The organism is Rickettsia endosymbiont of Ceutorhynchus obstrictus, from assembly GCF_964026565.1.
In the GTDB taxonomy this organism is placed as follows: Bacteria; Pseudomonadota; Alphaproteobacteria; order Rickettsiales; family Rickettsiaceae; genus Rickettsia.
In genome coordinates, this window is sequence record NZ_OZ032162.1 from 472,815 (window position 1) to 498,704 (window position 25,890).

The following is a 25,890-nucleotide window of genomic DNA, read 5'->3' on the forward strand; positions in this document are numbered from 1 at the left end:
TGACTATTATTTTCTGGATTCCCGCTTTTAGCTAGAATGACATCGAAAATTTGAGCCACGCAACAACGTCAGTCAAGCCACGGTATGACACCGAAACACTTTGCAAAAATTCGAGCCATGCAACAAAGCCCCGTTTTCACGGGAATGACATAGAACATTATAGAGGATAAAAATGAGTCAAACTAATCACACTAAAAGAGTAACTGTTCCTTCCCTAGAAGAAATATTATATGAGCCTATCAAAGTTTTAGACCACGGTTTTATCAGGGTTATAGATTATATGGGTGATGATAGTGCTATAGTGCAAGCGGCTCGCGTATCATACGGTAAGGGAACAAAACAGACTAATCAAGATAAGGGACTCATTAATTACCTAATTCGTCATCATCATACTACCCCGTTTGAAATGTGCGATATTAAATTTCATATAAAATTACCTATTTTTGTTGCAAGGCAATGGATACGTCACAGAACTGCCAGCGTAAATGAATATTCAGCGAGATATTCGATTTTAGGCAATGAATTTTACTTGCCGGAACGGGAAAATATTTCCACGCAGTCTAAAATTAATAAACAGGGTAGAGAAGAGGAAAATAGCGTACCGAAAGAAATAGCCGATAAAGTCTTGTTATTGCTTGAGCAGGATGCAAATAACTGCTATCGGCATTATACCGAAATGCTAAATATTGACGAAGAGGGTAATATTTTAGATGAAAATACTATCGGTATTACTAGGGAACTAGCGCGGATGAATTTAACTCTAAATTATTATACGGAATGGTACTGGAAAATTAATTTACATAATTTATTACATTTTCTAAGACTAAGAGCTGATTTCCATGCGCAATATGAAATAAGAGTATATGCCGAAAAAATGCTTGATATCGTAAAAGCTTGGGTACCTTTTACTTATGAAGCTTTTAATGAGCATTGCCTAGAAGGAAAAAGCATTTCTAAAAAAGGGTTTAGCGTTATAAAAAGGATGATTAACGGCGAAAACGTCACTCAGGAAACTAGCGAAATGACCAAAAGAGAATGGGAAGAGTTAAGAAGTATTTTGGGGATGAAATAAAGATAATTGTTTTGTGGATAGGTAAAGCATGCCCTATGTCATTCCCGCGTAGCATTGGCGTTGTTGCATGGATGGTTAAAATCGCTTAAAACTTGTCATACCGTGGCTTGACCACGGTATCCAGAAAAAATTAAAAAGCCTGACTGGATGCCGTGGTCAAGCCCACTACTGTACGAACGTTGAAAAAAGGCTGTGTCATGCCGTGACTTGATCACGGCATCCAGGAAAATAAAGCCATATTAGACTTATTTTAGAATTTTTTATGATATTATAAGCTGGATTCCGTGGTCGTAGCCACGGAATGACAGAATTTTTACCTCTTTATTTAAACGTTCGTACAGTAGTGGGTCAAGCCACGGCATGACATCGCGGTACTTTTAAAGAATACCCAAAATATAGCAATTTTCGATCCATGCAACAAAGCCCGTAGCATTGTTGCGTGGATACCCAAACCGTCATGGCGAGGCGCCTCTTGGCGCCGTGGCCATCTAAGTATAAATATATTTTTATACTAAACTTGCCACCTATATAAATTTTTTAGTATTCTAATTAAATCCCTCATTATATTCGGGGTAGTCTGGATGGCCACAGCCACTTCGTGGCTTCGCCATGACGGATTTTTATTAATTTTCGATCCACGCGGGCATTGCCTTCCCGCGCAGGCGGAAATCTAGAAAAAACACTTAAAATAAACAAAATTATATAAAAATTTACTATATAATTCGCTTAAATACTTTCTAGATTCCCGTTTTCACGGGAATGACATACAGACGCAGAGTAAGGTGATTTTCATAATTGATTTCCGAAATCGTTAATGAGGTACAGCTAAATTCAGAAAGCTTCAGACAAGATAAATTTAAAGACGAGCTAAGCTACCGTACTAGATAGAGTACGTGAACACAGGCGAATGTCGAAAAATTTGCTTGTATCAAGCGATCGAGATGACGCTGTAATTAACTCTCTGAATCGCTTAAATCTTCTGAATTTCCGAGAAGGGTAGCTAAGAATTCTTCTGTAACACAAATAAAGGTATTAATTATTTGTTCAAATAACGGTTTTTCATATTCTCTAGCTTTTGCAAAATATTCGTTACTTTTTTCTATTTCACCGAGCAGCTTATAACACAGTCCGATATTTGTTAAAAGTTTTTTTGCATCTCGGTCGAAGTTGTTACTGCCGAAGTCCATAAGTATTTCAAATTCAGATTTATTTATATCTAGTAAATTTTTGGCTTCTTCTTTTGTAATTTTAGTTTCTTCTTTATTGGTCATAATATAAGAGTATTCCGTAATTTAATTTTTTATTGTAATGCAAAATAAAGTTTAACCCAGAAATAAATTGAATATTTACTTTCCTAAATAATTGAGAAGAAAATAAAAAAATAGCAAAAGACTAGCTAAAAAGGGTAGAGAAAAAAAGAAATTTTTCCTAACCGGTCTTTTAATATTTTTAAAATTCGGTTGATTTTCTTCTTCAACCTTAATTACAAATAAATTTTCGTCTTTATCAACCATTTTTAACTCCCTACGGTAAATTTATGTGTTTTGTATATAAATCTGCTAGCAGTTGAAAGGTGCCAGGGGTTAAGCTCCGTCATTGAAAACAACAACCTTCCACTGCACTTCATGATTTTTGGTCACTTATAACAATGGACCCCTGGCATAACTCTAGTACCAGGCTTAACAGATTGGTTTTTGTAACAATGGAGCTTAAACATTATTAGCGGTTTTCTACATTAATGTAATAATTTAAAGAGTCAAGAGATTTTAGTTGCCGGCATAAAGAAAAATGTAATTACTAGTTACTGATTAGCTTCTAAAAATAAAAAACATGCCTAATATAACCCGAACTATGTATAATTCTTATCCATAGTTCGCATTAATATAATTAATTTTTGCCAAGATTTACTTTTAAATATATAATGAGTTAGTATTTTAAATTAGTTAGAAAACAAAGCTTAATATCATTAAAGTAAAATTATTAAATATGAGTCAGGAAATAATCTCTATTAATCAAAATTCTGAAATCAAGACCCATTTATTTCATCTTGTCGAACCGAGTCCTTGGCCCGTGCTTACCTCGTTTGCCTTACTTATTTTAGTCATAGGCGGCACAATGTTTATGCATGATTATAAATTTGGTGCTTATGTCCTAGCTTTAGGAAGCGCTTCGGTAATTTTTTGTTTATATTCTTGGTGGAGGGATGTAATAAAAGAAGGAATAATAGAACGGCAGCATACCACGCCGGTTAGAGCGGGCCTTAGAATCGGTATGGCATTATTTATTTTAACGGAAATAGTATTTTTCGGGGTATTTTTTGCTTCTTTTTTTAAATCTAGCTTGTCGCCGGTAGGTATTCTTGACGGTGTATGGGTAGTAAAAGAGGGAATTTGGCCCCCGCCTTCCATTAAAACCTTCGATCCTTTTGATATTCCTTTTATTAATACTTTGATATTGCTGTTATCCGGTAGTACCGTTACCTGGGCGCATTATGCTTTAGAAGAAAATAATCAAAAAGATTGTGCTACGGCTCTTGGTCTTACCGTATTACTCGGAATATTTTTCACCCTGATGCAAGCTTATGAATATCATCATGCGGCTTTTAAATTTACCGATGGAATATATGCGTCTAATTTTTACTTAGCAACCGGTTTCCACGGGGCGCATGTAATAATCGGTACGATATTCTTAACAGTCTGCTATTTTCGAGCAAAAAGAGGAGATTTTACTAGTAACGATAATGGTCATTTAGGGTTTGAATTTGCTGCGTGGTATTGGCATTTTGTCGATGTAGTATGGTTGTTTTTATTTACTTTTATATATGTATTCGGTAGGTGATATTTGATATTTTATTTCAGTCGTATAAAAAATTTTAATAAAAGTAGAATTAATTTAAAATTAATATTAATACTACTGTGATTATAATGTTACTTAAAAATATTTGTTTATTATAGTATTTTATTATATAAAATAAGTATGATTTGCATATATTAAGAAGTTGATTAATATAGAGATAGAGTGTAATATTAATCTTTAAAATAATTATCGAGGTAAATTTATGAATTTTAAACAGTTAAATATAGAATCGCTAGACCAAAATTTGGGGGTACGCTTATTACTTACCTTTCTTAGTATAGCTGCGATTATGATGTCGTTTGATGCATTTGCAAGTGGTGCTTCTGCTGACCCTGTCGGAGCTGCATTATGTAATATGATAAAAATATTTAGAGGTAATACGGCTAGAGGAATAGCGGTTGTCGGTATAATTGTTCTAGGAATTCAAACTCTTAGAGGTAAATTACAATGGGAAGTAGCTTTGGTTATAATAGCTGCTATTATAATATTATTTAAAGCTCCGGATATAGTAACCATGGTAGCCGGTAGTGATAATGCAACATGTGGAGAAAATAGTATTTAATAATTATTGCATTGTTGCATGGCTCGAATTTTTGCAAAGTGTTTCGCTGTCATCTAGTTGCTTGACCACGGCATCCAGTCCTTTTATTAAGGTTTTTCTGGATACCGTGGTCAAGCCCATTAGTGTACGAACGTTGAGAAAAAGGCTGTGTCATGCCGTGACTTGATCACGGCATCCAGGAAAATAAAGCCATATTAGACTTATTTTAGAGTCTTTTTTATGATATTATAAAACTGGATTCCGTGGTCGTAGCCAGCGTTGTTGCATGGATTAGAAATTGCCATAAAAAGGGTGTCATTCTAGCTAAAGGCCACAGCTGTCCGAAGTTAAAAAATTAAGATTATTAAATAGTACTTTTTTTGCCGTTAATGCTAAAAATACTACTATTTTGATATATAATAGAGTGAAAAACCCAAACAGTTTCTCTATTTATTTTTCAACTTCGGACAGCTGTGGCTAAAGGCGGGAATCCAGAAAAATTAAACTAAAGATGTAACGATAACTTACAATTATATAGAAAAAAGCCTTACAAGCTAAGGCTTTTTAGCCTGGATTCCCGCTTTCGCGGGAATGACATACTGCTTCTTTTATCGATCCATGCAACAACGCCGGTCAAGCCCACTACTGTACGAACGTTGAAAAAAGGCTGTGTCATGCCGTGACTTGATCACGGCATCCAGGAAAATAAAGCCATATTAGACTTATTTTAGAATCTTTTTATGATATTATAAGCTGGATTCCGTGGTCGTAGCCACGGAATGACAGAATTTTTACCTCTTTATTTAAACGTTCGTACAGTAGTGGGTCAAGCCACAGTATGACATTGGTGCCATTTCTCGCCTCATGTAGCAACACTATTAGCGTTTCGAGAGAAGTTTATATATCTTTGATTAACCTTGGAACTATATAGCTATGAAGCATTAATCCCTTATCGGTAAGATAGATATTGTTGTCTAATTTTATTAAATTCAATGTTTGATAATAGTTGAGCAGTTTAGTATCTAAGATATCCGTTAACTTCATACCGGTTTTTTGCTCTAAACTATTAATATTTATTCCGTCTTTAAGTCGTAGCCCCATCATTAATATTTCTTCAATCATTTCTTGCAGCGATAATTTAATTTTAGATTGAATTCCTACATTTAACTCATTAACGGCTTGAAGCCATTTTTCCGGTTTATGCCACATCATCATGCTATAAGAAGTTGCCTGTTTAGAGTCCTCAATAATTCTACTATGAGCACCGGGACCTATACCTAAATAATTATCATAATGCCAATAAGCTAAATTATGTATGCATTCGTGATTCGGCAGCGCATAATTAGATATCTCATATCTAAAATAGTTATTAGATTCTAAATAATAATTTGTCCATTCATACATTTCGGCTGCTTTATCGGAATTAGGAAGTATTAAACTACCCTCTTTGAATAATTTATAAAATAAAGTGCCTTTTTCAATAGTTAATTGATACAGAGAAATATGTCCGCTAGCTAGCTGCATTGCTTCCTTTAATTCTTGTTGCCAATCTTTTAAAGTTTGATCACTTCTTGCATATATTAAATCAAAAGATATTTTTGGAAAAATTTTACGAGCTGCTTCAATTGTTTTAATAGCTTGCGCGGCGTCATGTTGTCTGCCTAATTTTTTTAAGTCATCTTCTCTTAAGGATTGTACGCCGATGGAAACACGATTTACTCCGGCTAATTTAAATGATCGAAATTTATTAGCCTCAAAAGATGTCGGGTTAGTTTCTAAAGTTATTTCCGTCTGATCATCAATATTAGCTATTTCTTTTATTTTACTTATTATTCCTTCTACAACAAACGATTCCATTAAAGAGGGAGTACCGCCGCCGAAAAAAATAGATTTTATATATTTGTTTTGAATTATATCCGTAAAATGCTCAATTTCTTTTTCATAAGATTTAAGCCAAAGGTTATGATCTATTTTATTTGCAATATGAGAATTAAAATCGCAATAAGGACATTTTGACAAACAAAACGGCCAATGGATATAGATACTTAAATATTTCAAGGGAGTAATATATTATTTATAAATGAAAGGCGGTTAAAGGAAGGTTATTATAAACTGAGTGTTTCTTAGCATTCTGGATGTCATTCGCACGAAAGTGGGGCGTTGTTGCATGGCTCGAAAATTAATAAAAAACTCGTCATGGCGAAGCCGCGGAGTGGCTGTGGCCATCCAGGCTATCCCGAATATATGAGGGATTTAATTAGAATACCAAAAAATTTATATAGGTGGCAAGTTTAGTATAAAAATATGTTTATACTTAGATGGCCACGGCGCCAAAAAGCGCCTCGCCATGACGGTTTGGGTACCCACGCAACAATGCCTTCCCGCGTAGGCGGTAATCCAGGAAATACAAAAAAGTCCCCCTGAATTTATTTCAGGATCTACTACAAGAGATGCTGAAACAAGTTCAGCATGACAATACAAAGTCTAGATTCCCGCCTTCGCGGGAAGGCGTTGTTGCGTGAATACCCTAAACGTCATTGCGAGTGACCAAAGGCGTTAGTTGCATGGCTCTTAAAAAGACCTCAACTGTCATACCGTGGCTTGTCCACGGTATCCAGAAAAGCAACTTATAATGGTATTATTTATATATTTTCCTGGATTCCGTGAATAAATCACGGAATGACATCGTGAAATTTGCTATAAATTTGGAGCCATGCAACAAAACTGCGACCAAAGGCGTTAGTTGCATGGCTAATAATTATCGTATTATGGTTATTATAAGTACGGTATCCAGAAAAATCTTAATAAAAAGACTGGATGCCGTGGTCAAGCAACTAGATGACACCGAAACACTTTGCAAAAATTCGAGCCATGCAACAACGCCCCGTTTTCACGGGAATGACATACCTACATACAAATATGTCTGATCTAAAATCAAATCGATTCCGCAGTCGGTTTATTATTATCAACAATTTGTTTTAAAATGAATTTCTTTATTTTCTCAAAAGCGGTATTTTCGATTTGCCTAATACGCTCTTTAGAAATTTTATATTCAGTGCTTAAAATATCTAAAGTTTTAGGAGAATCTTTTAATTTACGTTCCGTTAAAATACATAGCTCTCGATCATTTAAAATTTTCATTGCTTTTGATAACAAACTTCTTTTATTAGTAAAATCTTGTTTATTAATAAGCAATGTCTCGGCACTTGGGCGAGTCTCGGGTAAAAGTTCAATTAGTTCTCCGCTGCTACTATCGTCATTATTTATAGAATTATTTAATGATAAATCAGCTCCTGAAAGTCGTGCATTCATTTCGGCCACTTCACTTGTCGTAACTCCGAGTTCAGTTGCGATTTGCGCAAAATCCTGAACTGTGATAGCTCTTGAATATAGATTAGTGATTTTATGCTTAATTTTACTAAGGCTAAAAAATAATTTTTTTTGTGCGGCGGTAGTACCCATCTTTACTAATGACCAAGATTTTAATATATATTCTTGAATCGAAGCTTTAATCCACCACATCGCATAAGTAGATAAACGAAAACCTAAATCGGGATTATATTTTTTTACTGCTTGCATTAAGCCGATATTTCCTTCTGAAACCAATTCTGTTAAAGGAAGTCCATAAGTTCTATAACTGCTAGCAATTTTTGCTACTAATTTAAGATGGCTAGTTACTAATTTATGAGCAGCTTGCAAATTATTTTCTTCAAGGTAAGATTTTGCCAGCGAAAATTCTTCTTCTTGAGAAAGAGAAGGTATTTTATTAATTTTTTGTAAGTAGCTATAAAAACCTGATTCGTTAGAAATTGCTAGTGCATTAACTTTATTAGCCATATATTATACCTATTATCATCAATATCATTAACTGTGTTGCCGTGTATATTAGCTAAAATAAACTAATTAAAGTTAAAGGTCAAGGTTGAAAAAATCTAATAAAAACTTAGCGGCTTCTTTGCTCGGACTAATGCTTAGCATGATATTACTAAGCTTTGCTTCCGTGCCGATTTATAATTTATTTTGTAAAGTTACGGGTTACGGCGGTACTACTAGCCGCGAGATAGTAAATATATATTCACCTGAAAAAGGTAGTCGTGCGATAACTATAGAATTTGATTCAAACGTCGATAAAAATTTGCCTTGGCGTTTTGTTCCTAAACAACGAAGAATTCAAATTACTCCAGGACAAAATACTTTAGTTTTTTATGAAACCGAAAATTTAAGTAATAATGATATAATAGGTACTTCCATTTATAACGTTACTCCTAATAAAGCAGGAAAATATTTTGTTAAAATCCATTGTTTTTGTTTTGAAGAACAATTATTAAAAGCCGGCGAAAAAATACTAATGCCCGTAACATTTTTTATAGATAAAGATTTTGAGCTTGATTCAGAAATGGAGGATGTTAAGGTAATTACCTTGTCTTATAGCTTTTTTAAAGTGCGAGATATTAAAACTAAATAAAAAATTTAGTATAATACTAATTTTTTTAAATAGCTTATTGTAATTTACCGAAAAATCTAATATAATGCACTGTTTATTTAGTCTATGCGTAATAAGTTTTTGAGTACACTAAATATTTTTTACTATGATGAACTTGATAAATAAGGACTCTACTATAGTTGTAGCAATGTCGGGAGGGGTTGATAGCTCTACCGTTGCCGCTATGCTGTGCGAACAGGGGTATAAGGTCATCGGTATTACTTTGCAATTATATGATCACGGTTTAGCCGTTAGTAAAAAAAACGCTTGTTGTGCGGGGCAAGATATTTATGATGCAAAAATGGTGGCGGCAAAGCTAGGTATCCCTCATTACGTGCTTGATTATGAAAGCAAATTTAAAGATTCGGTAATCGATAATTTCGTTGATAGTTATATGCAAGGGGAAACTCCTTTGCCTTGCGTGCAGTGTAACCAATCGGTGAAATTTAAAGATTTACTTAAAACGGCAAAAGAACTGGGAGCAGGGGGCTTAGCTACCGGTCATTACGTTCGGAAAGTTATGGGAGATAAAGGAGCAGAGCTACATACGGGGCTTGATCCGCTAAAAGATCAGAGTTATTTTTTATTTGCTACTACTAAAGATCAACTTGATTATTTGCATTTTCCTCTAGGCTATTTGACTAAAGAAGAAACGCGGCGTGCGGCAAATAAATTTGGATTAGGAGTAGCAGATAAACCGGATAGCCAAGATATTTGCTTTGTACCCGATGGCGATTATCGCACGGTAATTAGTAAAATTCGTCTCGATGCTAATGAAAAAGGTAAAATAGTTCATGTTAACGGTTTTGAACTCGGTACTCATGAGGGGATAATTAATTATACCGTCGGTCAGCGTCGCGGGCTTGGGATATCATTTCATGAGCCTCTATATGTGGTAAAAATCGATCCCGTAACAAAAACTATATATGCCGGACCGGAATCGGCCTTAAAAGCTTGCGAATTTATTATTAAAGACGTTAATTGGCTAGGGAAAGGGATTAAGGAAGGAGAAAAACTTGAAGTAACCGTTAAAATTCGCTCAATGAGACCGCCGACTCCTGCTTATGTAAGCAAAATAAGCGATTCCGAGATGAGAATAAAATTATTATCGCCGGAAAAAGCGGTAGCTCCGGGGCAGGCATGCGTTATATATGATAACGACAGGGTACTTGGCGGCGGCTGGATTACGAGAGAGATAGGGTAGTGTTATACTAGAATCGTCATTGCGAGGATATTCGTAGAATCGACGCGGCAATCTAGGGAAAAATAGTCATCCTGAATTTATTTCAGGATCTTTTCATGAGATGCTGAATCAAGTTCAGCATAACAAGAACTAGATTGCCACGTCGCTACGCTCCTCGCAATGACGATGTTTTTACAATGACACTATAGAATAACTAAAAATTTATCTTATAATAATTTGAGGAAATAATGAGTTTTTTAAAGAAGAAAAGTTTTGAATCGGTAAGAGAACTAGGAAGCAGCAGCGGTCTTAGTAAAACTCTTGGAGCATTTGATTTAGTACTGCTAGGGCTTGGGGCAATGATCGGTACCGGCGTATTTGTTACAACCGGCATGATTGCCGCAAAATATTCCGGTCCGGCCGTAATGGTATCTTATGCAATTGCCGGTGTTACTTGTATTTTTGTGGCTCTTGTTTATACAGAACTTGCTACGATGTTACCGACTTCGGGCAGTATTTATACTTATTCCTATGTTGCATTTGGTGAGATATTTGCTTGGTTAATAGGTAGTGTAATAATTCTTGAGCTTGGTGTGGCAGCCGGGATTGTTGCTGCCGGCTGGTCAGGTTATTTTCAAGGAATATTAGAAGCAGGCGGGGTATATTTACCGAAAATGTTAACGACCGTACCGGCGAACGGTGGAATAATAAACTTACCGGCTTTCTTAATTTCAGTATTTATTGGATTTATTTTATTTTTAGGTACTAAAGACAGCAAAAAACTAAATGCAATTTTAGTTTTCGTAAAAATGGGGGCAATATTTGCTTTTATACTAGCTGCTGCTCCGCATTTTGATGCCACGAATTGGGGAAATTTTATGCCGTTCGGCTTTAGTAATGTTTTGGTCGGTTCTTCAATATTATTCTTAGCATTTACAGGTTTTGGGACGATTGCAACTGCTGCTGAAGAATGTAAAAATCCGAAACGTGATATAATGATTGGCATTATAGGTTCACTGGTTTTGACAACTTTAGTTTATGTAGTGATGGCGGGACTTGTTACCGGTATAGCTCCGTTTGATCAACTAAATAATGATCAACCGCTTGCTTATGCTTTATCTCTTAATAATAGCAAAATCGGTTCGGCTATCGTTGCAACCGGTGCGGTTTGCGGAATGATGACCGTGCTGATGATGAATATTTACGGTACTTCTCGTATTTTTTATGCAATTGCTCGTGACGGTTTATTGCCAAAAAGTTTTGCCAAGCTCCACCCTAAATATGATAGTCCATATGTTACGATTATAATATTTTCAGCGCTTGCAGCATTGTTAGGAGGTTTTTGTCCTACCGAAATTACAATACAATTAACATCCATGGGTTCGCTAATCGATTATACTACCGTTGCTATAATAGTAATGCTTTTTAGAATTAAATTACCAAATGCGCAACGTCCCTTTAAATGTCCTATTGTATTTATTATTGCACCGTTTATTTTACTGGCTTGTTTGTATTTGTTGTTTATACAAATGTATGATGGGGAGTTTAATTTATTAATAGCAGGACGTGCCTTAATATATTGGTTTATTATAATATTTAGTTTGTATATTGTTAGATCATTCTTTGTGAAGAAAGAACGGGTGTAAGTGTACTGATTCAAATTGGATAGCTGAGATTTATGTCATTCCCGCGCAGGCGGGAATCCAGAAAATATATAGTCATCCTGAATTTATTTCAGGATCTATTATGAGATGCTGAAACAAGTTCAGCATGACAATAAAAAGTCTGGATTCCGCACCTAAAGGGCGTTGTTGCATGGCTACCAGAATCGTCATTGCGAGGAGGCATTTATGCCGACGTGGCAATCCAGTTAAACATATTTTTATACTAAACTTGTTTAGTATTCTAATTAAATCCCTCATTACATTCGGGATAGCCTGGATTGCCGCAGCCACTTCGTGGCTTCGCAATGACGGGTTTTTTATTAATTTTCGAGCCATGCAACAACGCCCACCTAAAGCAGGAATGACATACTGCTGCTTTTATCGATCCACGCAACAATGCTGTGCAGGGATACATAAAAAGTTGTGAGAATGCCATAAAATAAATTATAGATAAGCCAAAATGACCGATAAGCTTAGACCTTTACGCGGAATGAAAGACCTATTGCCGGATGATTATAAAGTGCATGACTTTATAATTAAAAAGGCAAGAGAGATTGGTGAGTTATACGGCTATGTGCCGATGAGTACGCCGATCCTTGAATATACTAAAGTCTTTAATCGCTCTATGGGCGAGAGTTCTGACGTTATCAGTAAAGAAATTTATAGTTTTTTAGATAAAAGCGATGAATCTATTGCGCTAAGACCGGAATTTACCGCGGGAATTATGAGAGCTGTTATCTCAAACGGCTTGCAACAAAAACTCCCTCTAAAGTTTTTCTCATACGGTCCTGTTTTTAGATATGACCGACCGCAAGCTGGTAGACAGCGACAATTTCACCAATTAAATTATGAGTATATCGGGGCTAACGGCTCTTATTCCGATGCTGAAGTTATAAAGCTTGCAGTAGATATCTTAACAAGTCTTGAAATCGAAAAGGACACAATTTTAGAGCTTAATTCTCTAGGATGCACGGAGTCTAGAGCAAATTATCAGCAGAAATTAGTAGAATATCTCAATGATTTTAAGGATGAATTATCAGAGGATAGCAAAATAAGGCTGCTTAAAAATCCTATGCGAATTCTTGATTCCAAAAATGAAAATGATCAAAAAATAATAGTAAACGCTCCGATTTTATCCGAATATTATACCGATGAATCTAAAAAATATTTTGCCGAACTGCTAAAATATCTAGATTTATTAAACGTCAAATATAATATAAATCCCCGTTTAGTGCGAGGTCTTGATTATTATTGCCATACTGCTTTTGAATTTACTAGTAAAAAACTCGGCGCGCAATCGACTATCCTTGCCGGTGGGCGTTATGACGGTCTTAGTAAAATTATGGGCGGGGAAAATGCCCCTGCTATCGGTTTTGCTGCCGGAATTGAAAGGCTTGCCTTAATGAAAGAATATAATATATCTTCAATAAGACCCGTATTTATTTTGCCTATCAAGGATAATAATATTGAGCATTGTTTAATAATTGCCGATAAGTTACGGGGGCAAAATATTCCCGTAATTATGGATGCTGCAGGAAAAATGACTAAAAGAATGCAGCGGGCAATTGCCGATAATGCCGGCTTTGTTATTTTTATCGGCGATACCGAGCAAGAAAATAATAACTTAAAAATAAAAGATTTAGATAAAGAAGAAGAGTATTTAATGAGTTTTGAGCAAGTAGTTAGCCTATTGCAATAAATTACCGTTGTGAGGAGGTAATGCCCATGTGGATGGTTAAAATCGTTTAAAACTTGTCATACCGAGGCCCCTCCCACGGTATCCGGAAAAACCTTAATAAAAAGACTGGATGCCGTGGTCAAGCCCACTACTGTACGAACGTTTAAATAAAGAGGTAAAAACTCTGTCATTCCGTGGCTACGACCACGGAATCCAGCTTATAATATCATAAAAAGATTCTAAAATAAGTCTAATATGACTTTATTTTCCTGGATGCCGTGATCAAGTCACGGCATGACACAGCCTTTTTTCAACGTTCGTACAGTAGTGGGTCAAGCAACTAGATGACACCGAAACACTTTGCAAAAATTCGAGCCATGCAACAACGCTATTCACAGAACCTAATGACAAAGTTAAAATAAATATATATAATTTATTAACGTAAATAACTAGTGTAATTCAATGAGTACAACTCCAAATATTCAAGAAACCTTAGAAGTCGTAACGCAAGATCATTTTTCAATTTTTGTTTTAATAAGCTCTTCCGATATTATAGGCAAATCCGTTATGCTAATGTTAGTAATTGCCTCTATTTGGTCATGGGCTATTATATTTGATAAAATTTTTCGCTTAATGCAGATAAGGAAAAAAATTACGGCTTTTGAAAGTATTTTTTGGTCCGGCGGGGTCTTGGATCATTTATATGAGAATATTAAAAGATCAGTTAACAATCCTCTTGCTTCAGTATTCGTATCGGCTATGGATGAATGTAAAAGCCTAAATACTAAGGGGCTTTCCGACGCTCTAAAAACTAGTCATAAGGAGAGAATAGTGCAATCGATGTATTTAGCGCAAAATAGAGAAATCGAAAAGTTAGAGAAAAATTTAAGTTTTTTAGCAACTGTCGGCTCTAGCGCACCTTTTATAGGCTTGTTCGGTACGGTTTGGGGAATTATGCATAGCTTCCAGTCTATTGCTACTTCAAAAAATACTTCCCTAGCGGTTGTAGCACCGGGTATTGCCGAGGCTTTGCTTGCCACTGCAATCGGTTTATTTGCCGCAATTCCGGCGGTAATTTTTTACAATTACCTTGCTGCTCGCATAACTTTTATGAACAACAAAATTGAAGATTTTATTAGTGAATTAAATTCTATACTTTCTAAAGCGATTGATCAGGAGAAAATGTAATGGCTATTAAGCTGGGAAATTCAGGCATTAGAAGAAATAAAAGGGCGTTGGTAAGCGAAATCAATGTTACGCCTCTAGTGGACGTAATGCTAGTGCTGTTAATTATTTTTATGGTTACGTCGCCGATGCTAGTATCGGGCATTAACGTTGATTTACCTGAAACAAATTCTAGTCCTATTTCAGGTCAGGATGAGCCGCTCGTTATTAGTATCAATAATAAAGGCGAGGTTTTTCTTCTTGAAACTCCAATAGAGAGAAAATCTTTAACAGCTAAGCTTGCAAATATTACTAAAGAAAAAAAAGACACAAGAATTTTTGTACGAGGTGATAAAAACGTATCTTATGGGGAAGTGGTGGAGGTAGTTGCCGAAATACATGCCGCCGGTTTTTCAAGAGTAGCTCTTATTTCAAATGTTAAGCATAATGAAAAATAAAGATATTCAAAAATCAGGTGATATACGTCAGTATAATAATTTCCTTATTTTTCTTAGTTGCTCGATTGCGCTCCATCTATTTGTGCTGTATTTTTTTCTATTCGGCGTACCTTCACTTTTTGAGAAATTACCGGAAGAGCAAATAATAACCTTTGAAATGTTGCCGATTAGTGATAAATCTAACATTATAACACAGAAAAAACAAAAAGAAAAACCTGTTGAAAATGAGGATGCTAAGAAATCAGAACAGAGTAAACCGAAAGTTAGCGAGGAGCAAAATTTACCTGATAAAAAATTAACGGAAGAGAAGCCGAAGGAAGAACCGCCTATAGAACCTAAAGTGCAAGAAGAAAAACCGATAGAGGAAGAGAAAAAACCGCTAGAAGAAAAAAAGGAAATTGAGAAACCGAAAGAGGAAAAATTGCCCGAAGAGAAAAAGCCGGAAGAAAAACCACCGGTAAAGGAAATTAAAAAAGAAGCTCAAATAAAAAAAGAAAAGCCGAAAGAAATAAAAAAGAAGGAAAAAAATACCGATGATTTAGATTCGCTGCTGAAAAATCTAGAGCAATCTTCTGAAGGAAATAATTTAAAATCAAGTAAATATTCGCGATCAAAGCAAGAGGATAAAGGAAAAGAATCTAAAGGAAACTATAGAGAAGGCTCACCGCTTTCTATTAGTGAAATGGCATTAATAAAAAAACAAATTGAAAGACAGTGGAATAATATTCCGGCAGGTGCGCGAAATAATAACAAAGTACAGGTAATCTTAAATATTACTTTAGATAAAATCGGCAATGTGGAACAAGTGAAAATTAAAGAAGCAATTTGCCCTAATATTGCCGGTAGTGTTTGCGAGGCATTAGTCGATAGTGCAGTTAGAGCGGTGTGGCAAGCAAGCCCTATCGAAAACCTTGAACCGGCACGTTTTAATTATTGGAAAGAAATTAATTTTAGTTTCGATCCGAGTAAGTTGTGAATGGATAAGTAAAAATACCTAGGGTGTCCTTCCCGTGAAAACGGGAATCCAGAAAAATACTTTTAAGTCATCCTGAATTTATTTCAGGATCTAATACAAGAGATGCTGAAACAAGTTCAGCATGACATAAATAAGGTTGGATTCCCGCCTACGCGGGAAGGCGTTGTTGCGTGGATACCCCAAACGTCATTGCGAGCGACTGCAAGGAGCGCGGCAATCTAGAAAATAATAAATTTCATAGCAGTTTTCGCTATTTTTTTTCCTGGATTGCCACGTCGGGACTACGTCCCTCCTCGCAATAACGGGGGATTTGGAACCACACAACAATGCCGCGCGGGAATGACATAAAAGATGCTTTTACTATCCAGGCATTGCCTCCTCGCAATGACGTTTTAGCTGTCCACTGTGTAGCTATTATTAAGATAAAATTACATTATAAAAATCGGAGTATTTTTAAGTGAAAAACATCATATATGGCATCGTATATTTTATATTATTACTATTTGGCTTAAATAGTTACGCTATTGAAACTATAAATATAGACCGTGGGCAAGCTAATCCGACGCCGGTGGCAGTCAATAAATTCGATGCGAATAATAGTGAAGATAATGAAATCGGGAATGAAATAGTTAAAGTTATTGCCAATGATTTAAAACTTTCGGGTCTATTTCGTCCAATTTCTTCTGTCTCTTTTATAGAAGAAAAGAGAGGGGTAGGGCATAAGCCGCTTTTTGCCGCATGGCGACAAATTAATGCTAGCCTGTTAATAAACGGTTCAGTTGAGAAGCTTTCTAACGGGAAGCTTAAAATTAGTTTTATATTATGGGATACAACGCTAGAAAAACAGCTTGTCGGTGAAATATTTGAGGTATCCGCAAATTTAAGCCGCAGAGTAGCGCATAAAATCGCCGATAAAATTTATGAAAAAATTACCGGCGATCAGGGCTATTTTGATACTAAAATAGTGTATGTTTCAGAAACCGGACCATATTTAAAGAGGGTAAAAAGAATAGCGTTAATGGATTATGACGGTGCTAACCATAGATATCTTACCGACGGTAAAACCCTTGCATTAACGCCGAGATTTTCATGTTCATCAGATAAGATTTTTTATGTCTCATACGCGAAAAAAAGAGCTCTTGTTTATGAACGAGATTTAAAAACAGGTAAAGAAAGCGTAGTAGGTGATTTTTCAGGCATGTCTTTTGCTCCGCGTTTTTCTCCTAATAGCAACAAAGCAGTGATGTCGATAGCAAAAAACGGTTCGACTCATATTTACGAAATTGACTTGGCAACTAAAAATCTTCGCCGGTTAACCGATGGTTTCGGTATTAATACTTCGCCGACCTATTCGCCGGACGGCAGCAAAATAGTATTTAATTCCGATAGAAGCGGCACGCGCCAATTATATATTATGAATTCCGACGGGACGAATGTACAGCGTATTAGCTTCGGCGGAGGATCTTATGCCGCACCGAGCTGGTCACCGAAAGGAGATCATATCGTATTTACTAAAATTACTAGAGGTGAAGGTTTTACTATCGGAGTTATGAAGCCGTACGGTGAAGCAGATGAAAATAGCGAAAGGATAATTACTAGCGGATATTTGGTAGAAGGACCTTGTTGGGCACCTAACGGTCGTGTTATTATGTTTGCTAAAGGATGGCCGTCAAGAGGTAAAGTTGCCGGTAAAAATAAGATTTACGCAATAGATATAACAGGCTATAATGAAAGGGAAATTATAACGCCGCAAGACGCTTCCGATCCTGAATGGTCGAATGTATTGAATTAATATACTGCTCGTCTTTCAAGAATTGTTTTTTTATTTTATCAGGGATTCGTGTACTCACGTACTAAGTGTACGCTCCGTGCACTCACCCTTCAAAATAAAATCCAATTCTCGAAATACTTCACGTATATTATTTTCCGATTCACGTGGCGTTGTTGCATGGCTCGAATTTTCGATGTCATTCCCGCGCGCCCTATGTCATTCTAGCTAAAGGCGGGAATCTAGAAAAAACATTTAAAATAAACAAAATTATATAAAAATTTACTATATAATTCGCTTAAATATTTTCTGGATTCCCGCTTTTAGCTAAAATGACATCAAAAATTTGAGCCATGCAACAAAGCCGGAGGTACAAAGTACCGACGTGGCAATCTAGAAAAAAATTAGCATTATATATTATGAACAATAATAAAATATCCGATATTCAAGTACTAAGAGATATATATAATACAATAAAGCCAGCTATAGGTATTAAAGCAACTCCAGTTAAAGATTATCGGCACTCAAAAAACATACAATTATATCAAAGTAAATTTGGTGGAGTACCTTATTTACCAAAAAACATAGAGTATCCTAGCACAAAGGAAGGTAAGCCTTTATATCTACTTGCACAGATTAATTTTGTAGATGCACCATTTTTAGAGCCATTTCCTAGAGATGGATTATTACAAATTTATATTGAAGATAATGAGTTATATGGAATGGGTTATGGAGGTGAAGAAAGCAGTTATAAAATTTTATATATACCTCATCCTGAAAATTATGATGATTACCAAGATTTAAGTTTTTTAAAGACACCTGAAGGTTTTCCTATAGAATATCCTCACATTTTAAATTTTTATAACACTCAAAAACCCGTCTCAGCCCTTAATCCTAATTTTTCAGAAATTTTTGAGAAGTATATCAAAGAAGATGATGAAGAACCAGATTTCTGCGATCTATATAGCTTATTAATTGATGACTTTAATTCTCATCAAATAGGAGGGTATCCTTCTTTTGTACAAGATGGTCCTTATCTAGAAAATGAAGGGAATTATGAAGTATTATTACAAATTGATTCAGATAATCATATTAACTTTGGAGATGCAGGTATTGCAACATTCTTAATATTGAAAGAAGATTTAAAAAAGTTAGATTTTTCAAAAGTAATCTATTACTGGGATTGCTGTTGATTTTTTGTTTGAAAAGTACTAATAAGAATAATATTTGCAGTTTTATAATTTACTATATTCTATAGAATTAAAATTATTTAAACATATAAATCTAACGTAGAAAAAAATATATGCCGATGTAGCTCAGCCGGTAGAGCGGCGCATTCGTAATGCGTAGGTCTGGGGTTCAAATCCCCACATTGGCACCATATATATATTTTGTTAATCTGAAGAGTTGTCGTACCGAGCCTACCACGTTATCCGGTTCTTACTTTTCCGGAGCTAGTTCCCAAGTCAGGGGCGTTGTTGCATGGCTCGAAAATTAATAAAAAACTCGTCATTGCGAAGCCGCGAAGTGGCTGTGGCAATCCAGGCTATCCCGAATGTAATGAGGAATTTAATTAGAATGCTAAACAAGTTTAGCATAAAAATATATTTAACTGGATTGCCGCGTCGGCATAAATGCCTCCTCGCAATGACGATTCCGGTAGCCATGCACCAAAGCACAAGTCGGGGGGTGACAATCTTCAATTCTCGAAATACGAGCAGTATAAAATTATAAAAATAATTTATTAATATGATATATATATTAATTGCCTTAAGTTTGACGGTTATAGTTTTAGCGATAGGTGTTATATCGATGGCTATCGGCGGGAAGTTTGGTAAAAAATTTAGCTCAAAGCTAATGTCTTTAAGGGTATTTTTTCAAGCAATTGCTATTTTACTGTTAGTTATTATATATCTTGCTGCCTGATAATATCAATTTAACGATATAGATACCTTAATAAAGATAATAAAGATGTTTTTTGACGTAAATATTATATTTTTAATCAGCATCTTCTTCGTTAAATCCTTCTCTTATTTCTTCCCATTTGTCGCGAATTTCTTCTAACGTAGCCCTTTGTACTTCTACTTCGTGATCTTCAAAATCGCTTAGAGATGTTATCATTTGCTGAAGGTCTAATAATTTCATATGCGGGACGTATTCATCATGATAATTTTCTTCTAACTGACTAGCAATTTCTTCAACATCAAGCCAATGCATTATTTTCTTCTCCATATATATTTTATGCCACTTCACTATTAGCATTTTATTTAATATTTGCCATGAAAATTTTAATGAAATATATTTAAGAAGGTAAATTATTAGCGTTGAGTGAGATTATTATGCAACTATTAAGCTATAAAATTTCGATAATTTTTTATTTAGTATCGATATTTCGCTTATTTAAAGCGACTAAATAAATTTCTGTAGATTCTTTTCTACTGGAAGAAGGTTTAAAATGTTTAACTAAAGAGAAATTGAGTTTAACTTTAGTTAAAAGCTCGGTTTCCGTACCTCCACGAAAAATTTTAGCAATAAAATGCCCGTGCGGCTTCAGAATTTTCAGAGCAAAATCAAAAGCTTGCTCGCATAAAAAAAGTGTCCTAGTGTGATCGGTAGCTTTATGTCCTGTAGTATTTGATGCCATGTCGCTCATTACTATATCGGCTTTGCCGCTCAAAGCTTCTATAATCATCTCTTCCGTTTCTTGATCAAAAAAATCTTTTTGAAAAAAATCTACCCCGGCAATCGGTTCAATCTCTAATAAATCTACGGAAATTATTTTACTATTTGAATCGCTATCTGTAGATTTTGTAAAATTTGCCGCAACTTGGCTCCAGCCGCCGGGGGCTGCGCCTAAATCAACTATTTTCATGTCGGATTTGAATAATTTAAACTTTTCATGAATCTCAAGCAATTTATATGCCGCTCTCGATCTATAACCGTCTAAGCGAGCTTTAGAAACATAAGGATCGTTTAATTGGCGTTTTAGCCATTTATTTGATGAGATTGTTCGTTTTTTAGAAGTTTTAACTCTAACGAACTTACTTCTATAACCTTTTAAATTGTCTGACATATGATTTTTTCTATTTTTCTTACTAGACCCTTACAGAACTCGCTTATAAAGAGGAATTTGAAGAATACACGGTGCGCAAAACCGTAGCGTACTTAACATATGTGAGGATTTGAGCCTAGGTGCGACGTATAAATTACCTTTAGAAGTAGAGTTATGTAAGAGGTCGAGTTTCTTTGGCTATGGTATCTAACATTGAATTAACAAAGCCTATTTCATGCTCATTTAACATATCGTTAGCGATATCCGTAAATTCATTAATTACTACTTTAGCCGGTATATCGGCAAAAAACAGTAATTCGCAGATACTAACACGTAATAATGACGAAAGTAAAATAGGCATATGAGTAATATCTTTAGTATTTGTTAGATGCGTAGAGATAATTTGCTCTATTTGTTCAGAATTTTCAATTACTAGCTTTACCAACATCTTAAAATGACTTATGTTTAACGTTATTTTTAAATGCTCATGTGAATTAGTTTCAGAATCATCGCTTGTTTTTTCATCTTGATAAAAAGCAATCATTTTTTCTACTATAGAATCTATATTTTGTTCCGAGCTTTGTAACATATATTGATAAATAGTTTGTACCGCTGCAATGCGCGCTATTGTTTTTTTATTGATTTTATTCGAGTTCATAATGTATAAAATAGATGAAGAAAAAGCAGAGATTTCGTAATGAAGTCGGTGTTGTTGCATGGCTCAAATTTTTGCAAAGTGTTTCGGTGTCATGCCGTGGCTTGACCACGGCATCCAGTCTTTTTATTAAGGTTTTTCTGGATACCGTGGTCAAGCCACGGTATGACACCGTACTTATAATAACCATAATACGGAAATTATTAGCCATGCAACAACGCCTCGTTTTCACGGGAAGGACATCGAACACGCTTCAGCCTATCCATGCAACGACGCCGATCAAATCACGAAATGACAAGATATAACAAAACTTCTTATTAGTAAACTTATAAAATTTATTTATGTTATCAATATTTGGATTTATTTTAACAATTAGTATTTTAGTATTTATCCATGAATTGGGGCATTACTTAGCAGCAAGGTTTTTTGAGGTAAAAGTTGAGGAGTTTTCTATAGGATTTGGGAAAGAACTAATAGGCATTACGGACAAAAGAGGGGTGAGGTGGAAAATTTGCCTCTTGCCGTTTGGCGGATATGTTAAGATTTACGGTTATGATCGATCAACGATTGATAAAACACAAGTTATTAATGAAAAAGTAGCTTTTTTTGCTAAATCATGTTTAGCGCGTTTCTTAATCGTGGCTGCCGGACCGATGATTAATTATTTGCTGGCCGTTATAATATTTACCGGCTTTTATTTTTGTTTAGGGAAGGTAGAAATTCCGGCGGTGATCGGGGAAGTAATAGCTTCATCTGCCGCAGAAAAAGCCGGCTTACGGGAAAATGATAAAATTATTAAAATTAATAATAAAATCGTTAAAGATTTTAGCGATTTACAAAATGAGATATTAATTACCCGCGATCAGCCTTTAAATTTACTAATCGAAAGGAAGGGAGAAGAAGTTACTATTGAGGTGACACCTGAAGAAATATTTTCTACATCTAACCAAGTAAGAAAAATAAAAAAAACTCGTATAGGGATTATAGCTAAAAATGAACCTATCCATGTTAAAATGAATATTTTTTCAAGTGGCGTAGAAGCTGTTAGCACTACTATAAATTTTTCAACTTTAACGTTGAAAGCTCTTACTCAAATGGTGATAGGGCAGCGATCTTTTGAGGAAATAGGTGGACCGTTAACTATCGCGAAGGAATCCGGCAAGTCACTAGCTCAAGGGTCAGGTGTGTTTTTATTGTTTATGGCTATGCTATCGATTAATTTAGGGCTGCTTAATCTTTTGCCCATTCCGGTTCTTGATGGAGGGCATTTAATATTTATAATTTATGAGGCAATTACCGGTAAATTACCGAATAATCGTATTAGAAATATTTTACTACAATTGGGAGCGGGAATGATAATTTTTCTTATGATAATTTCTGTTTCAAATGATATAAAAGGCTTGTTTTCTTAAGAGGATGTTATTGTTGTGTAGGGATGCCTACAACGTCATTGTGAGCGCCTGCAGGCATTGTTGCATGGCTACCGGAATCGTCATGGCGAGGCGCCTCCTTGGCGCCGTGGCCATCTAAGTATAAACATATTTTTATACTAAACTCGTTTAGTATTCTAATTAAATCCCGAATGTAATTCGGGATAGCCTGGATGGCCACAGCCACTTCGCGGCTTCGCCATGACGGATTTTTATTAATTTTCGATCCATGCAACAACGCCTACGGCTTCTTACCTCAGACGATTCCGGTAGCCATGCAACAATGCCTACTCATAATCACAATTTTCTTGTAGTAAATTATAAGTTAATGCACGATCTACTTGCTCTTATTAATATTATCTACTATAGTAGAACACGATTTTAAATTTTTATTAATTACAATCTAAAGAAGGTTTTAGGTGAAAATTCGATCAATTATTAAATTAACAATTATAGCAATAACTGTTTTCTACTGTCATTTTTTATTAGCCGACGGCACTATTCAAAAAGTAACGATAGAAGGGAATCATCGAGTAGAACGTTCTACTATCGAGAGCTATTTAAACCTTAAAGTCGGTGATGTTTATAATTCATCAAAAGAAGACGAAGCAGTTAAAAATTTATATGCTACTTCGCTTTTTAAAAATATAAATATTAAATTTTTAAACGGTGGTAATCTTGTTGTTACCGTTACGGAAACACCTTTTATAAGTAGCGTGGTATTTACCGGTAATTCTAAAATAAAAACGGGAATGCTAGCTAAAGAGATTTATACCGTGTCGGGTGAGTCACTCAGCCAGGCAAAAATTGAATTGGACCTAAAAAAAATACTGGAAATATATAAACGTTCAGGGCGTTTTTCCAGTACCGTAACACCTAAAATCGAGAATTTAGAAAATAATAGGGTTAAAGTTATATTTGATATCGCCGAAGGACCGAAAACCGGTATAAAATACATTTATTTTAGCGGTAATGAACATTATCGTGACGGTGAACTTAAAACCGTTATTTTAACTAGAGAATCTAGATGGTTTCGTTTTCTAGAAACTAACGACACTTATGATCCGGATCGCATAGAATACGATAAAGAGCTATTAAAAGAGTTTTACCAGTCAGTCGGATTTGCTGATTTTAGATTAATATCGGCAACAGCAACACTAAGCCCTACTAAAGAATATTTCACTCTTACCTATTCGCTAGATGAAGGAGATAAATATAAGTTCGGTGATATTACGATCGATAATAAGTTACCGAATATTAATATATCAGAAATTAATAAATTTATTACCGTCAAACAAGGTGATATTTTTAATATGAAAGCTTTAGATAATACGGCTGAAAAAATTGCCGGATATTTTGCTAGCATGGGCTATCCGGCTGTAAATGTTTATCCGGATATAGAAAATAAAAATTCAGATCACACTATTAACATTAAATTTATTATCGATAAAGCAGATAGAGTTTTTATAAATAAAATTAACATTAATAATAATTTAAAAACTGAAGATAAGGTTATAAGAAGAGAGTTTAAGGTTGAAGAAGGGGATATATTTAATCGCACCTATATAGAAAAAGGCGAACGTAATCTCCGAAACTTAGATTATTTTGAAAAAGTGGCTATTATCGTCACTCCGACAAAAGAAAAAGACAAATACGACCTTAATATTGACGTTGATGAAAAATCTACTTCTTCTGTCGGCTTTGACTTCGGGTATAATACCTCCGGCGGTATATTTGGGCGTTTATCCTTTTTAGAACGTAACCTAGTCGGCACCGGTAAATTACTAAATGCCGGCGTGCTAATGGGTAAAAAAAGCTCTAGTTTGTATGCCGGTATAACGGAGCCGCATTTTTTAGATAGAGATTTATCTCTTAGTGGTAATATATTTAGAGAGTATAGTGGTCGTGGTTCTACTTTTTTATCTCAAGGAGATCAAGGATATAAAAAACATTCTATTGGTTTTAAAACTTCGCTCGGTTATGAGATTATGGAAGATTTAAGCCATGAAATTGATTATTTGATTAAGCAAGATACTTTAAATGCTCCAAGTCCGTCAAATTCGATATTTTTAACCGAACAAATGGGGAAATTTACTACCTCGGCAATAGGTCAGACTATTACCTATGATCAAACGGATAGTAGAATTATTCCAAAAAACGGTTACTTAATAAGCGGTACGCAAGAATTTGCTGGCGTCGGCGGAAATAATAAATATTTAAAACATGAAGTTGACGGTAAATATTTTAAATCCTTCATAAATAATAAACTTACTTTAAAATTATCGGCATCAGGCGGTACTATCCTAGGAGTTGCAGGCAAAACTGTTCGTATTTCGGATCGTTTTAATCTTGGAGACTATACTTTAAGAGGATTCGCTAGCGGTGGAGTTGGACCTCGTGAAAAAACTACTGATGAAGGATTAGGCGGCGAAAAATATTATACCTTTTCTACAGAGCTTAATTTCCCTACTCCTTTACCTGAAGAATTTAATTTAACGGGTGCGGTCTTTATGGATTTAGGCAGTCTATGGGGCGTAGGTTTAAATAAGAAAAAATTTCAAACACCTTACGGCTTTTATAACGATAAGTCATTGCGAGCTTCAGTAGGTTTCGGCTTTATTTGGGTCACACGTTTTGCACCGATCAGAATGGATTGGGGCTTCCCGATTAAGAAAAAACCATATGATGATACTCAAACTTTTCACTTAAGATTTACAACACATTTTTAAGATTGTTGTTGATGTCATTCCCGTGAAAACGGGGCGTTGTTGCATGGCTAGAATTTTCGATGTCATTCCCGCGCAGGCGGGAATGACATACTGCTGCTTTTATCGAGCCATGCAACAACGCCTGAAAACGGGAATCCATGCTATGCGTCATCCTGAATAGATGCTGAAACGAGCTCAGCAT

Annotated in this window: 33 protein-coding genes and 1 tRNA gene; 20 read left to right on the forward strand and 14 right to left on the reverse strand. The window is 35.3% G+C overall.

Going from position 1 to position 25,890, the window contains the following annotated elements:
• Positions 1-172 precede the first annotated feature (172 nt).
• Positions 173-1,072, forward strand: coding sequence for an FAD-dependent thymidylate synthase (gene thyX / locus AAGD64_RS02775; RefSeq protein ID WP_253307944.1), 900 nt, complete (start codon positions 173-175; stop codon positions 1,070-1,072).
• Positions 1,073-2,025: 953 nt separating this feature from the next.
• Here the strand turns inward: thyX and AAGD64_RS02785 are convergent.
• Complete coding sequence (locus AAGD64_RS02785) at positions 2,026-2,343, reverse strand: hypothetical protein (protein WP_341793778.1); 318 nt, start codon at positions 2,341-2,343, stop codon at positions 2,026-2,028.
• A gap of 715 nt (positions 2,344-3,058) precedes the next feature.
• Here AAGD64_RS02785 and AAGD64_RS02790 point away from each other — a divergent pair.
• On the forward strand, positions 3,059-3,910 hold the full coding sequence (locus AAGD64_RS02790) for a cytochrome c oxidase subunit 3 (RefSeq protein ID WP_253307940.1): 852 nt from the start codon (positions 3,059-3,061) through the stop codon (positions 3,908-3,910).
• Positions 3,911-4,130: 220 nt separating this feature from the next.
• Positions 4,131-4,490 carry a TrbC/VirB2 family protein gene (locus tag AAGD64_RS02795; RefSeq protein ID WP_341793779.1) on the forward strand — a complete coding sequence of 120 codons (360 nt, stop codon included), beginning with the start codon at positions 4,131-4,133 and terminating at the stop codon, positions 4,488-4,490.
• A 526-nt stretch (positions 4,491-5,016) separates the two neighbouring features.
• Here AAGD64_RS02795 and AAGD64_RS02800 read toward each other — a convergent pair.
• The 3 genes from AAGD64_RS02800 to hemW form a co-directional block, all read right to left on the reverse strand.
• Positions 5,017-5,145, reverse strand: a complete 129-nt coding sequence (locus AAGD64_RS02800) for a hypothetical protein (protein ID WP_341793780.1) — start codon at positions 5,143-5,145, stop codon at positions 5,017-5,019.
• Positions 5,146-5,207: 62 nt separating this feature from the next.
• Positions 5,208-5,342, reverse strand: a complete 135-nt coding sequence (locus tag AAGD64_RS02805; protein ID WP_341793781.1) for a hypothetical protein — start codon at positions 5,340-5,342, stop codon at positions 5,208-5,210.
• Between the two features lie 24 nt (positions 5,343-5,366).
• A complete protein-coding gene (gene hemW, locus AAGD64_RS02810; protein ID WP_341794135.1) occupies positions 5,367-6,536 on the reverse strand; it encodes a radical SAM family heme chaperone HemW in 1,170 nt (389 codons plus the stop codon).
• Positions 6,537-6,585: 49 nt separating this feature from the next.
• Here hemW and AAGD64_RS02815 point away from each other — a divergent pair, with 49 nt between their 5' ends.
• Together AAGD64_RS02815 and AAGD64_RS02820 are read left to right on the forward strand one after the other, a co-directional pair.
• Positions 6,586-6,717, forward strand: coding sequence for a hypothetical protein (locus AAGD64_RS02815; RefSeq protein WP_341793782.1), 132 nt, complete (start codon positions 6,586-6,588; stop codon positions 6,715-6,717).
• Between the two features lie 415 nt (positions 6,718-7,132).
• Positions 7,133-7,396: a hypothetical protein gene (locus AAGD64_RS02820; RefSeq protein ID WP_341793783.1), complete on the forward strand. Its 264-nt coding sequence runs from the start codon at positions 7,133-7,135 to the stop codon at positions 7,394-7,396.
• 7 nt (positions 7,397-7,403) lie between these two features.
• Here AAGD64_RS02820 and rpoH read toward each other — a convergent pair whose 3' ends face one another.
• Entirely contained in the window at positions 7,404-8,306 is a 903-nt protein-coding gene (gene rpoH / locus AAGD64_RS02825; RefSeq protein WP_253307938.1) for an RNA polymerase sigma factor RpoH, read from the reverse strand.
• 130 nt (positions 8,307-8,436) lie between these two features.
• On the opposite strand from rpoH, the gene AAGD64_RS02830 reads away from it, so the two are divergent.
• The 3 genes from AAGD64_RS02830 to AAGD64_RS02840 all read left to right on the forward strand — a co-directional run bounded on the left by AAGD64_RS02830 (position 8,437) and on the right by AAGD64_RS02840 (position 11,781).
• Positions 8,437-8,934: a cytochrome c oxidase assembly protein gene (locus AAGD64_RS02830; protein WP_253310056.1), complete on the forward strand. Its 498-nt coding sequence runs from the start codon at positions 8,437-8,439 to the stop codon at positions 8,932-8,934.
• A 124-nt stretch (positions 8,935-9,058) separates the two neighbouring features.
• The gene (mnmA, locus tag AAGD64_RS02835) at positions 9,059-10,156 is read left to right on the forward strand and encodes a tRNA 2-thiouridine(34) synthase MnmA (RefSeq protein WP_341793784.1); all 1,098 of its coding nucleotides are present in this window, start codon (positions 9,059-9,061) and stop codon (positions 10,154-10,156) included.
• A 227-nt stretch (positions 10,157-10,383) separates the two neighbouring features.
• A complete protein-coding gene (locus AAGD64_RS02840) occupies positions 10,384-11,781 on the forward strand; it encodes an amino acid permease (protein WP_341793785.1) in 1,398 nt (465 codons plus the stop codon).
• A 72-nt stretch (positions 11,782-11,853) separates the two neighbouring features.
• On the opposite strand, the gene AAGD64_RS02845 is transcribed toward AAGD64_RS02840, so the two are convergent.
• Together AAGD64_RS02845 and AAGD64_RS02850 are read right to left on the reverse strand one after the other, a co-directional pair.
• Complete coding sequence (locus tag AAGD64_RS02845) at positions 11,854-12,135, reverse strand: hypothetical protein (RefSeq protein WP_341793786.1); 282 nt, start codon at positions 12,133-12,135, stop codon at positions 11,854-11,856.
• Positions 12,041-12,235, reverse strand: a complete 195-nt coding sequence (locus AAGD64_RS02850; RefSeq protein WP_341793787.1) for a hypothetical protein — start codon at positions 12,233-12,235, stop codon at positions 12,041-12,043. Before AAGD64_RS02850 ends, AAGD64_RS02845 begins: the two co-directional genes overlap by 95 nt.
• A 24-nt stretch (positions 12,236-12,259) precedes the next feature.
• On the opposite strand from AAGD64_RS02850, the gene hisS reads away from it, so the two are divergent.
• Positions 12,260-13,498, forward strand: a complete 1,239-nt coding sequence (gene hisS / locus AAGD64_RS02855) for a histidine--tRNA ligase (RefSeq protein ID WP_341793788.1) — start codon at positions 12,260-12,262, stop codon at positions 13,496-13,498.
• Between the two features lie 261 nt (positions 13,499-13,759).
• Here hisS and AAGD64_RS02860 read toward each other — a convergent pair whose 3' ends face one another.
• Positions 13,760-13,888 carry a hypothetical protein gene (locus AAGD64_RS02860; RefSeq protein ID WP_341793789.1) on the reverse strand — a complete coding sequence of 43 codons (129 nt, stop codon included), beginning with the start codon at positions 13,886-13,888 and terminating at the stop codon, positions 13,760-13,762.
• 51 nt (positions 13,889-13,939) lie between these two features.
• Between AAGD64_RS02860 and tolQ the strand changes: the two genes are divergently transcribed.
• The 8 genes from tolQ to AAGD64_RS02900 all read left to right on the forward strand — a co-directional run bounded on the left by tolQ (position 13,940) and on the right by AAGD64_RS02900 (position 19,769).
• On the forward strand, positions 13,940-14,665 hold the full coding sequence (gene tolQ, locus AAGD64_RS02865; protein ID WP_341793790.1) for a protein TolQ: 726 nt from the start codon (positions 13,940-13,942) through the stop codon (positions 14,663-14,665).
• Complete coding sequence (tolR, locus tag AAGD64_RS02870) at positions 14,665-15,099, forward strand: protein TolR (protein ID WP_253307933.1); 435 nt, start codon at positions 14,665-14,667, stop codon at positions 15,097-15,099. Before tolQ ends, tolR begins: the two co-directional genes overlap by 1 nt.
• Positions 15,089-16,075: an energy transducer TonB gene (locus AAGD64_RS02875; protein ID WP_341793791.1), complete on the forward strand. Its 987-nt coding sequence runs from the start codon at positions 15,089-15,091 to the stop codon at positions 16,073-16,075. Before tolR ends, AAGD64_RS02875 begins: the two co-directional genes overlap by 11 nt.
• Positions 16,076-16,544: 469 nt before the next feature.
• Positions 16,545-17,867 carry a Tol-Pal system beta propeller repeat protein TolB gene (gene tolB, locus AAGD64_RS02880; protein ID WP_341794136.1) on the forward strand — a complete coding sequence of 441 codons (1,323 nt, stop codon included), beginning with the start codon at positions 16,545-16,547 and terminating at the stop codon, positions 17,865-17,867.
• A gap of 329 nt (positions 17,868-18,196) precedes the next feature.
• On the forward strand, positions 18,197-19,036 hold the full coding sequence (locus AAGD64_RS02885; RefSeq protein ID WP_341793792.1) for a YwqG family protein: 840 nt from the start codon (positions 18,197-18,199) through the stop codon (positions 19,034-19,036).
• A 112-nt stretch (positions 19,037-19,148) separates the two neighbouring features.
• Positions 19,149-19,224 (forward strand) — tRNA-Thr (locus AAGD64_RS02890).
• 101 nt (positions 19,225-19,325) lie between these two features.
• A complete protein-coding gene (locus AAGD64_RS02895) occupies positions 19,326-19,577 on the forward strand; it encodes a hypothetical protein (protein WP_341793793.1) in 252 nt (83 codons plus the stop codon).
• Positions 19,578-19,592: 15 nt separating this feature from the next.
• Positions 19,593-19,769 carry a twin transmembrane helix small protein gene (locus tag AAGD64_RS02900; RefSeq protein ID WP_341793794.1) on the forward strand — a complete coding sequence of 59 codons (177 nt, stop codon included), beginning with the start codon at positions 19,593-19,595 and terminating at the stop codon, positions 19,767-19,769.
• Between the two features lie 72 nt (positions 19,770-19,841).
• On the opposite strand, the gene iscX is transcribed toward AAGD64_RS02900, so the two are convergent.
• The 4 genes from iscX to AAGD64_RS02920 all read right to left on the reverse strand — a co-directional run bounded on the left by iscX (position 19,842) and on the right by AAGD64_RS02920 (position 21,761).
• Positions 19,842-20,075, reverse strand: coding sequence for a Fe-S cluster assembly protein IscX (iscX, locus tag AAGD64_RS02905; protein WP_341793795.1), 234 nt, complete (start codon positions 20,073-20,075; stop codon positions 19,842-19,844).
• 142 nt (positions 20,076-20,217) lie between these two features.
• Positions 20,218-20,916, reverse strand: coding sequence for an RlmE family RNA methyltransferase (locus AAGD64_RS02910; RefSeq protein WP_341793796.1), 699 nt, complete (start codon positions 20,914-20,916; stop codon positions 20,218-20,220).
• A gap of 151 nt (positions 20,917-21,067) precedes the next feature.
• Positions 21,068-21,553 carry a transcription antitermination factor NusB gene (gene nusB / locus AAGD64_RS02915; protein WP_341794137.1) on the reverse strand — a complete coding sequence of 162 codons (486 nt, stop codon included), beginning with the start codon at positions 21,551-21,553 and terminating at the stop codon, positions 21,068-21,070.
• Positions 21,540-21,761, reverse strand: a complete 222-nt coding sequence (locus AAGD64_RS02920; RefSeq protein ID WP_341793797.1) for a palindromic element RPE4 domain-containing protein — start codon at positions 21,759-21,761, stop codon at positions 21,540-21,542. Before AAGD64_RS02920 ends, nusB begins: the two co-directional genes overlap by 14 nt.
• Positions 21,762-21,891: 130 nt before the next feature.
• On the opposite strand from AAGD64_RS02920, the gene rseP reads away from it, so the two are divergent.
• Positions 21,892-22,962, forward strand: coding sequence for an RIP metalloprotease RseP (gene rseP / locus AAGD64_RS02925; protein WP_341793798.1), 1,071 nt, complete (start codon positions 21,892-21,894; stop codon positions 22,960-22,962).
• A gap of 7 nt (positions 22,963-22,969) precedes the next feature.
• Here rseP and AAGD64_RS02930 read toward each other — a convergent pair whose 3' ends face one another.
• On the reverse strand, positions 22,970-23,215 hold the full coding sequence (locus tag AAGD64_RS02930; protein WP_341793799.1) for a hypothetical protein: 246 nt from the start codon (positions 23,213-23,215) through the stop codon (positions 22,970-22,972).
• Here AAGD64_RS02930 and AAGD64_RS02935 point away from each other — a divergent pair.
• Together AAGD64_RS02935 and bamA are read left to right on the forward strand one after the other, a co-directional pair.
• Complete coding sequence (locus tag AAGD64_RS02935) at positions 23,210-23,365, forward strand: hypothetical protein (protein ID WP_341793800.1); 156 nt, start codon at positions 23,210-23,212, stop codon at positions 23,363-23,365. The two genes, AAGD64_RS02930 and AAGD64_RS02935, sit on opposite strands and share 6 nt — an antisense overlap.
• Before the next feature lie 34 nt (positions 23,366-23,399).
• Positions 23,400-25,709: an outer membrane protein assembly factor BamA gene (gene bamA / locus AAGD64_RS02940; protein WP_341793801.1), complete on the forward strand. Its 2,310-nt coding sequence runs from the start codon at positions 23,400-23,402 to the stop codon at positions 25,707-25,709.
• Here bamA and AAGD64_RS02945 read toward each other — a convergent pair.
• Positions 25,693-25,890: a hypothetical protein gene (locus AAGD64_RS02945; protein ID WP_341793802.1), complete on the reverse strand. Its 198-nt coding sequence runs from the start codon at positions 25,888-25,890 to the stop codon at positions 25,693-25,695. The two genes, bamA and AAGD64_RS02945, sit on opposite strands and share 17 nt — an antisense overlap.

What these genes read in the sequence shown, in the direction of transcription:
- tolQ (WP_341793790.1), top strand. Translation starts at nt 13,940, where the DNA reads ATGAGTACAACTCCAAATATTCAAGAAACCTTAGAAGTCGTAACGCAA.
- AAGD64_RS02910 (WP_341793796.1), bottom strand. Translation starts at nt 20,916, where the DNA reads ATGTCAGACAATTTAAAAGGTTATAGAAGTAAGTTCGTTAGAGTTAAA.
- AAGD64_RS02920 (WP_341793797.1), bottom strand. Translation starts at nt 21,761, where the DNA reads ATGGCTAATAATTTCCGTATTATGGTTATTATAAGTACGGTGTCATAC.
- AAGD64_RS02840 (WP_341793785.1), top strand. Translation starts at nt 10,384, where the DNA reads ATGAGTTTTTTAAAGAAGAAAAGTTTTGAATCGGTAAGAGAACTAGGA.
- thyX (WP_253307944.1), top strand. Translation starts at nt 173, where the DNA reads ATGAGTCAAACTAATCACACTAAAAGAGTAACTGTTCCTTCCCTAGAA.
- AAGD64_RS02790 (WP_253307940.1), top strand. Translation starts at nt 3,059, where the DNA reads ATGAGTCAGGAAATAATCTCTATTAATCAAAATTCTGAAATCAAGACC.
- AAGD64_RS02845 (WP_341793786.1), bottom strand. Translation starts at nt 12,135, where the DNA reads ATGGCTCGAAAATTAATAAAAAACCCGTCATTGCGAAGCCACGAAGTG.
- AAGD64_RS02785 (WP_341793778.1), bottom strand. Translation starts at nt 2,343, where the DNA reads ATGACCAATAAAGAAGAAACTAAAATTACAAAAGAAGAAGCCAAAAAT.
- nusB (WP_341794137.1), bottom strand. Translation starts at nt 21,553, where the DNA reads ATGAACTCGAATAAAATCAATAAAAAAACAATAGCGCGCATTGCAGCG.
- hisS (WP_341793788.1), top strand. Translation starts at nt 12,260, where the DNA reads ATGACCGATAAGCTTAGACCTTTACGCGGAATGAAAGACCTATTGCCG.
- tolR (WP_253307933.1), top strand. Translation starts at nt 14,665, where the DNA reads ATGGCTATTAAGCTGGGAAATTCAGGCATTAGAAGAAATAAAAGGGCG.
- mnmA (WP_341793784.1), top strand. Translation starts at nt 9,059, where the DNA reads ATGATGAACTTGATAAATAAGGACTCTACTATAGTTGTAGCAATGTCG.
- AAGD64_RS02895 (WP_341793793.1), top strand. Translation starts at nt 19,326, where the DNA reads ATGGCTCGAAAATTAATAAAAAACTCGTCATTGCGAAGCCGCGAAGTG.
- AAGD64_RS02795 (WP_341793779.1), top strand. Translation starts at nt 4,131, where the DNA reads ATGAATTTTAAACAGTTAAATATAGAATCGCTAGACCAAAATTTGGGG.
- AAGD64_RS02850 (WP_341793787.1), bottom strand. Translation starts at nt 12,235, where the DNA reads ATGGCATTCTCACAACTTTTTATGTATCCCTGCACAGCATTGTTGCGT.
- AAGD64_RS02900 (WP_341793794.1), top strand. Translation starts at nt 19,593, where the DNA reads ATGATATATATATTAATTGCCTTAAGTTTGACGGTTATAGTTTTAGCG.
- rseP (WP_341793798.1), top strand. Translation starts at nt 21,892, where the DNA reads ATGTTATCAATATTTGGATTTATTTTAACAATTAGTATTTTAGTATTT.
- AAGD64_RS02945 (WP_341793802.1), bottom strand. Translation starts at nt 25,890, where the DNA reads ATGCTGAGCTCGTTTCAGCATCTATTCAGGATGACGCATAGCATGGAT.
- iscX (WP_341793795.1), bottom strand. Translation starts at nt 20,075, where the DNA reads ATGGAGAAGAAAATAATGCATTGGCTTGATGTTGAAGAAATTGCTAGT.
- AAGD64_RS02935 (WP_341793800.1), top strand. Translation starts at nt 23,210, where the DNA reads ATGCAACAACGCCTACGGCTTCTTACCTCAGACGATTCCGGTAGCCAT.
- rpoH (WP_253307938.1), bottom strand. Translation starts at nt 8,306, where the DNA reads ATGGCTAATAAAGTTAATGCACTAGCAATTTCTAACGAATCAGGTTTT.
- AAGD64_RS02885 (WP_341793792.1), top strand. Translation starts at nt 18,197, where the DNA reads ATGCAACAAAGCCGGAGGTACAAAGTACCGACGTGGCAATCTAGAAAA.
- AAGD64_RS02875 (WP_341793791.1), top strand. Translation starts at nt 15,089, where the DNA reads ATGAAAAATAAAGATATTCAAAAATCAGGTGATATACGTCAGTATAAT.
- AAGD64_RS02830 (WP_253310056.1), top strand. Translation starts at nt 8,437, where the DNA reads ATGCTTAGCATGATATTACTAAGCTTTGCTTCCGTGCCGATTTATAAT.
- AAGD64_RS02800 (WP_341793780.1), bottom strand. Translation starts at nt 5,145, where the DNA reads ATGACACAGCCTTTTTTCAACGTTCGTACAGTAGTGGGCTTGACCGGC.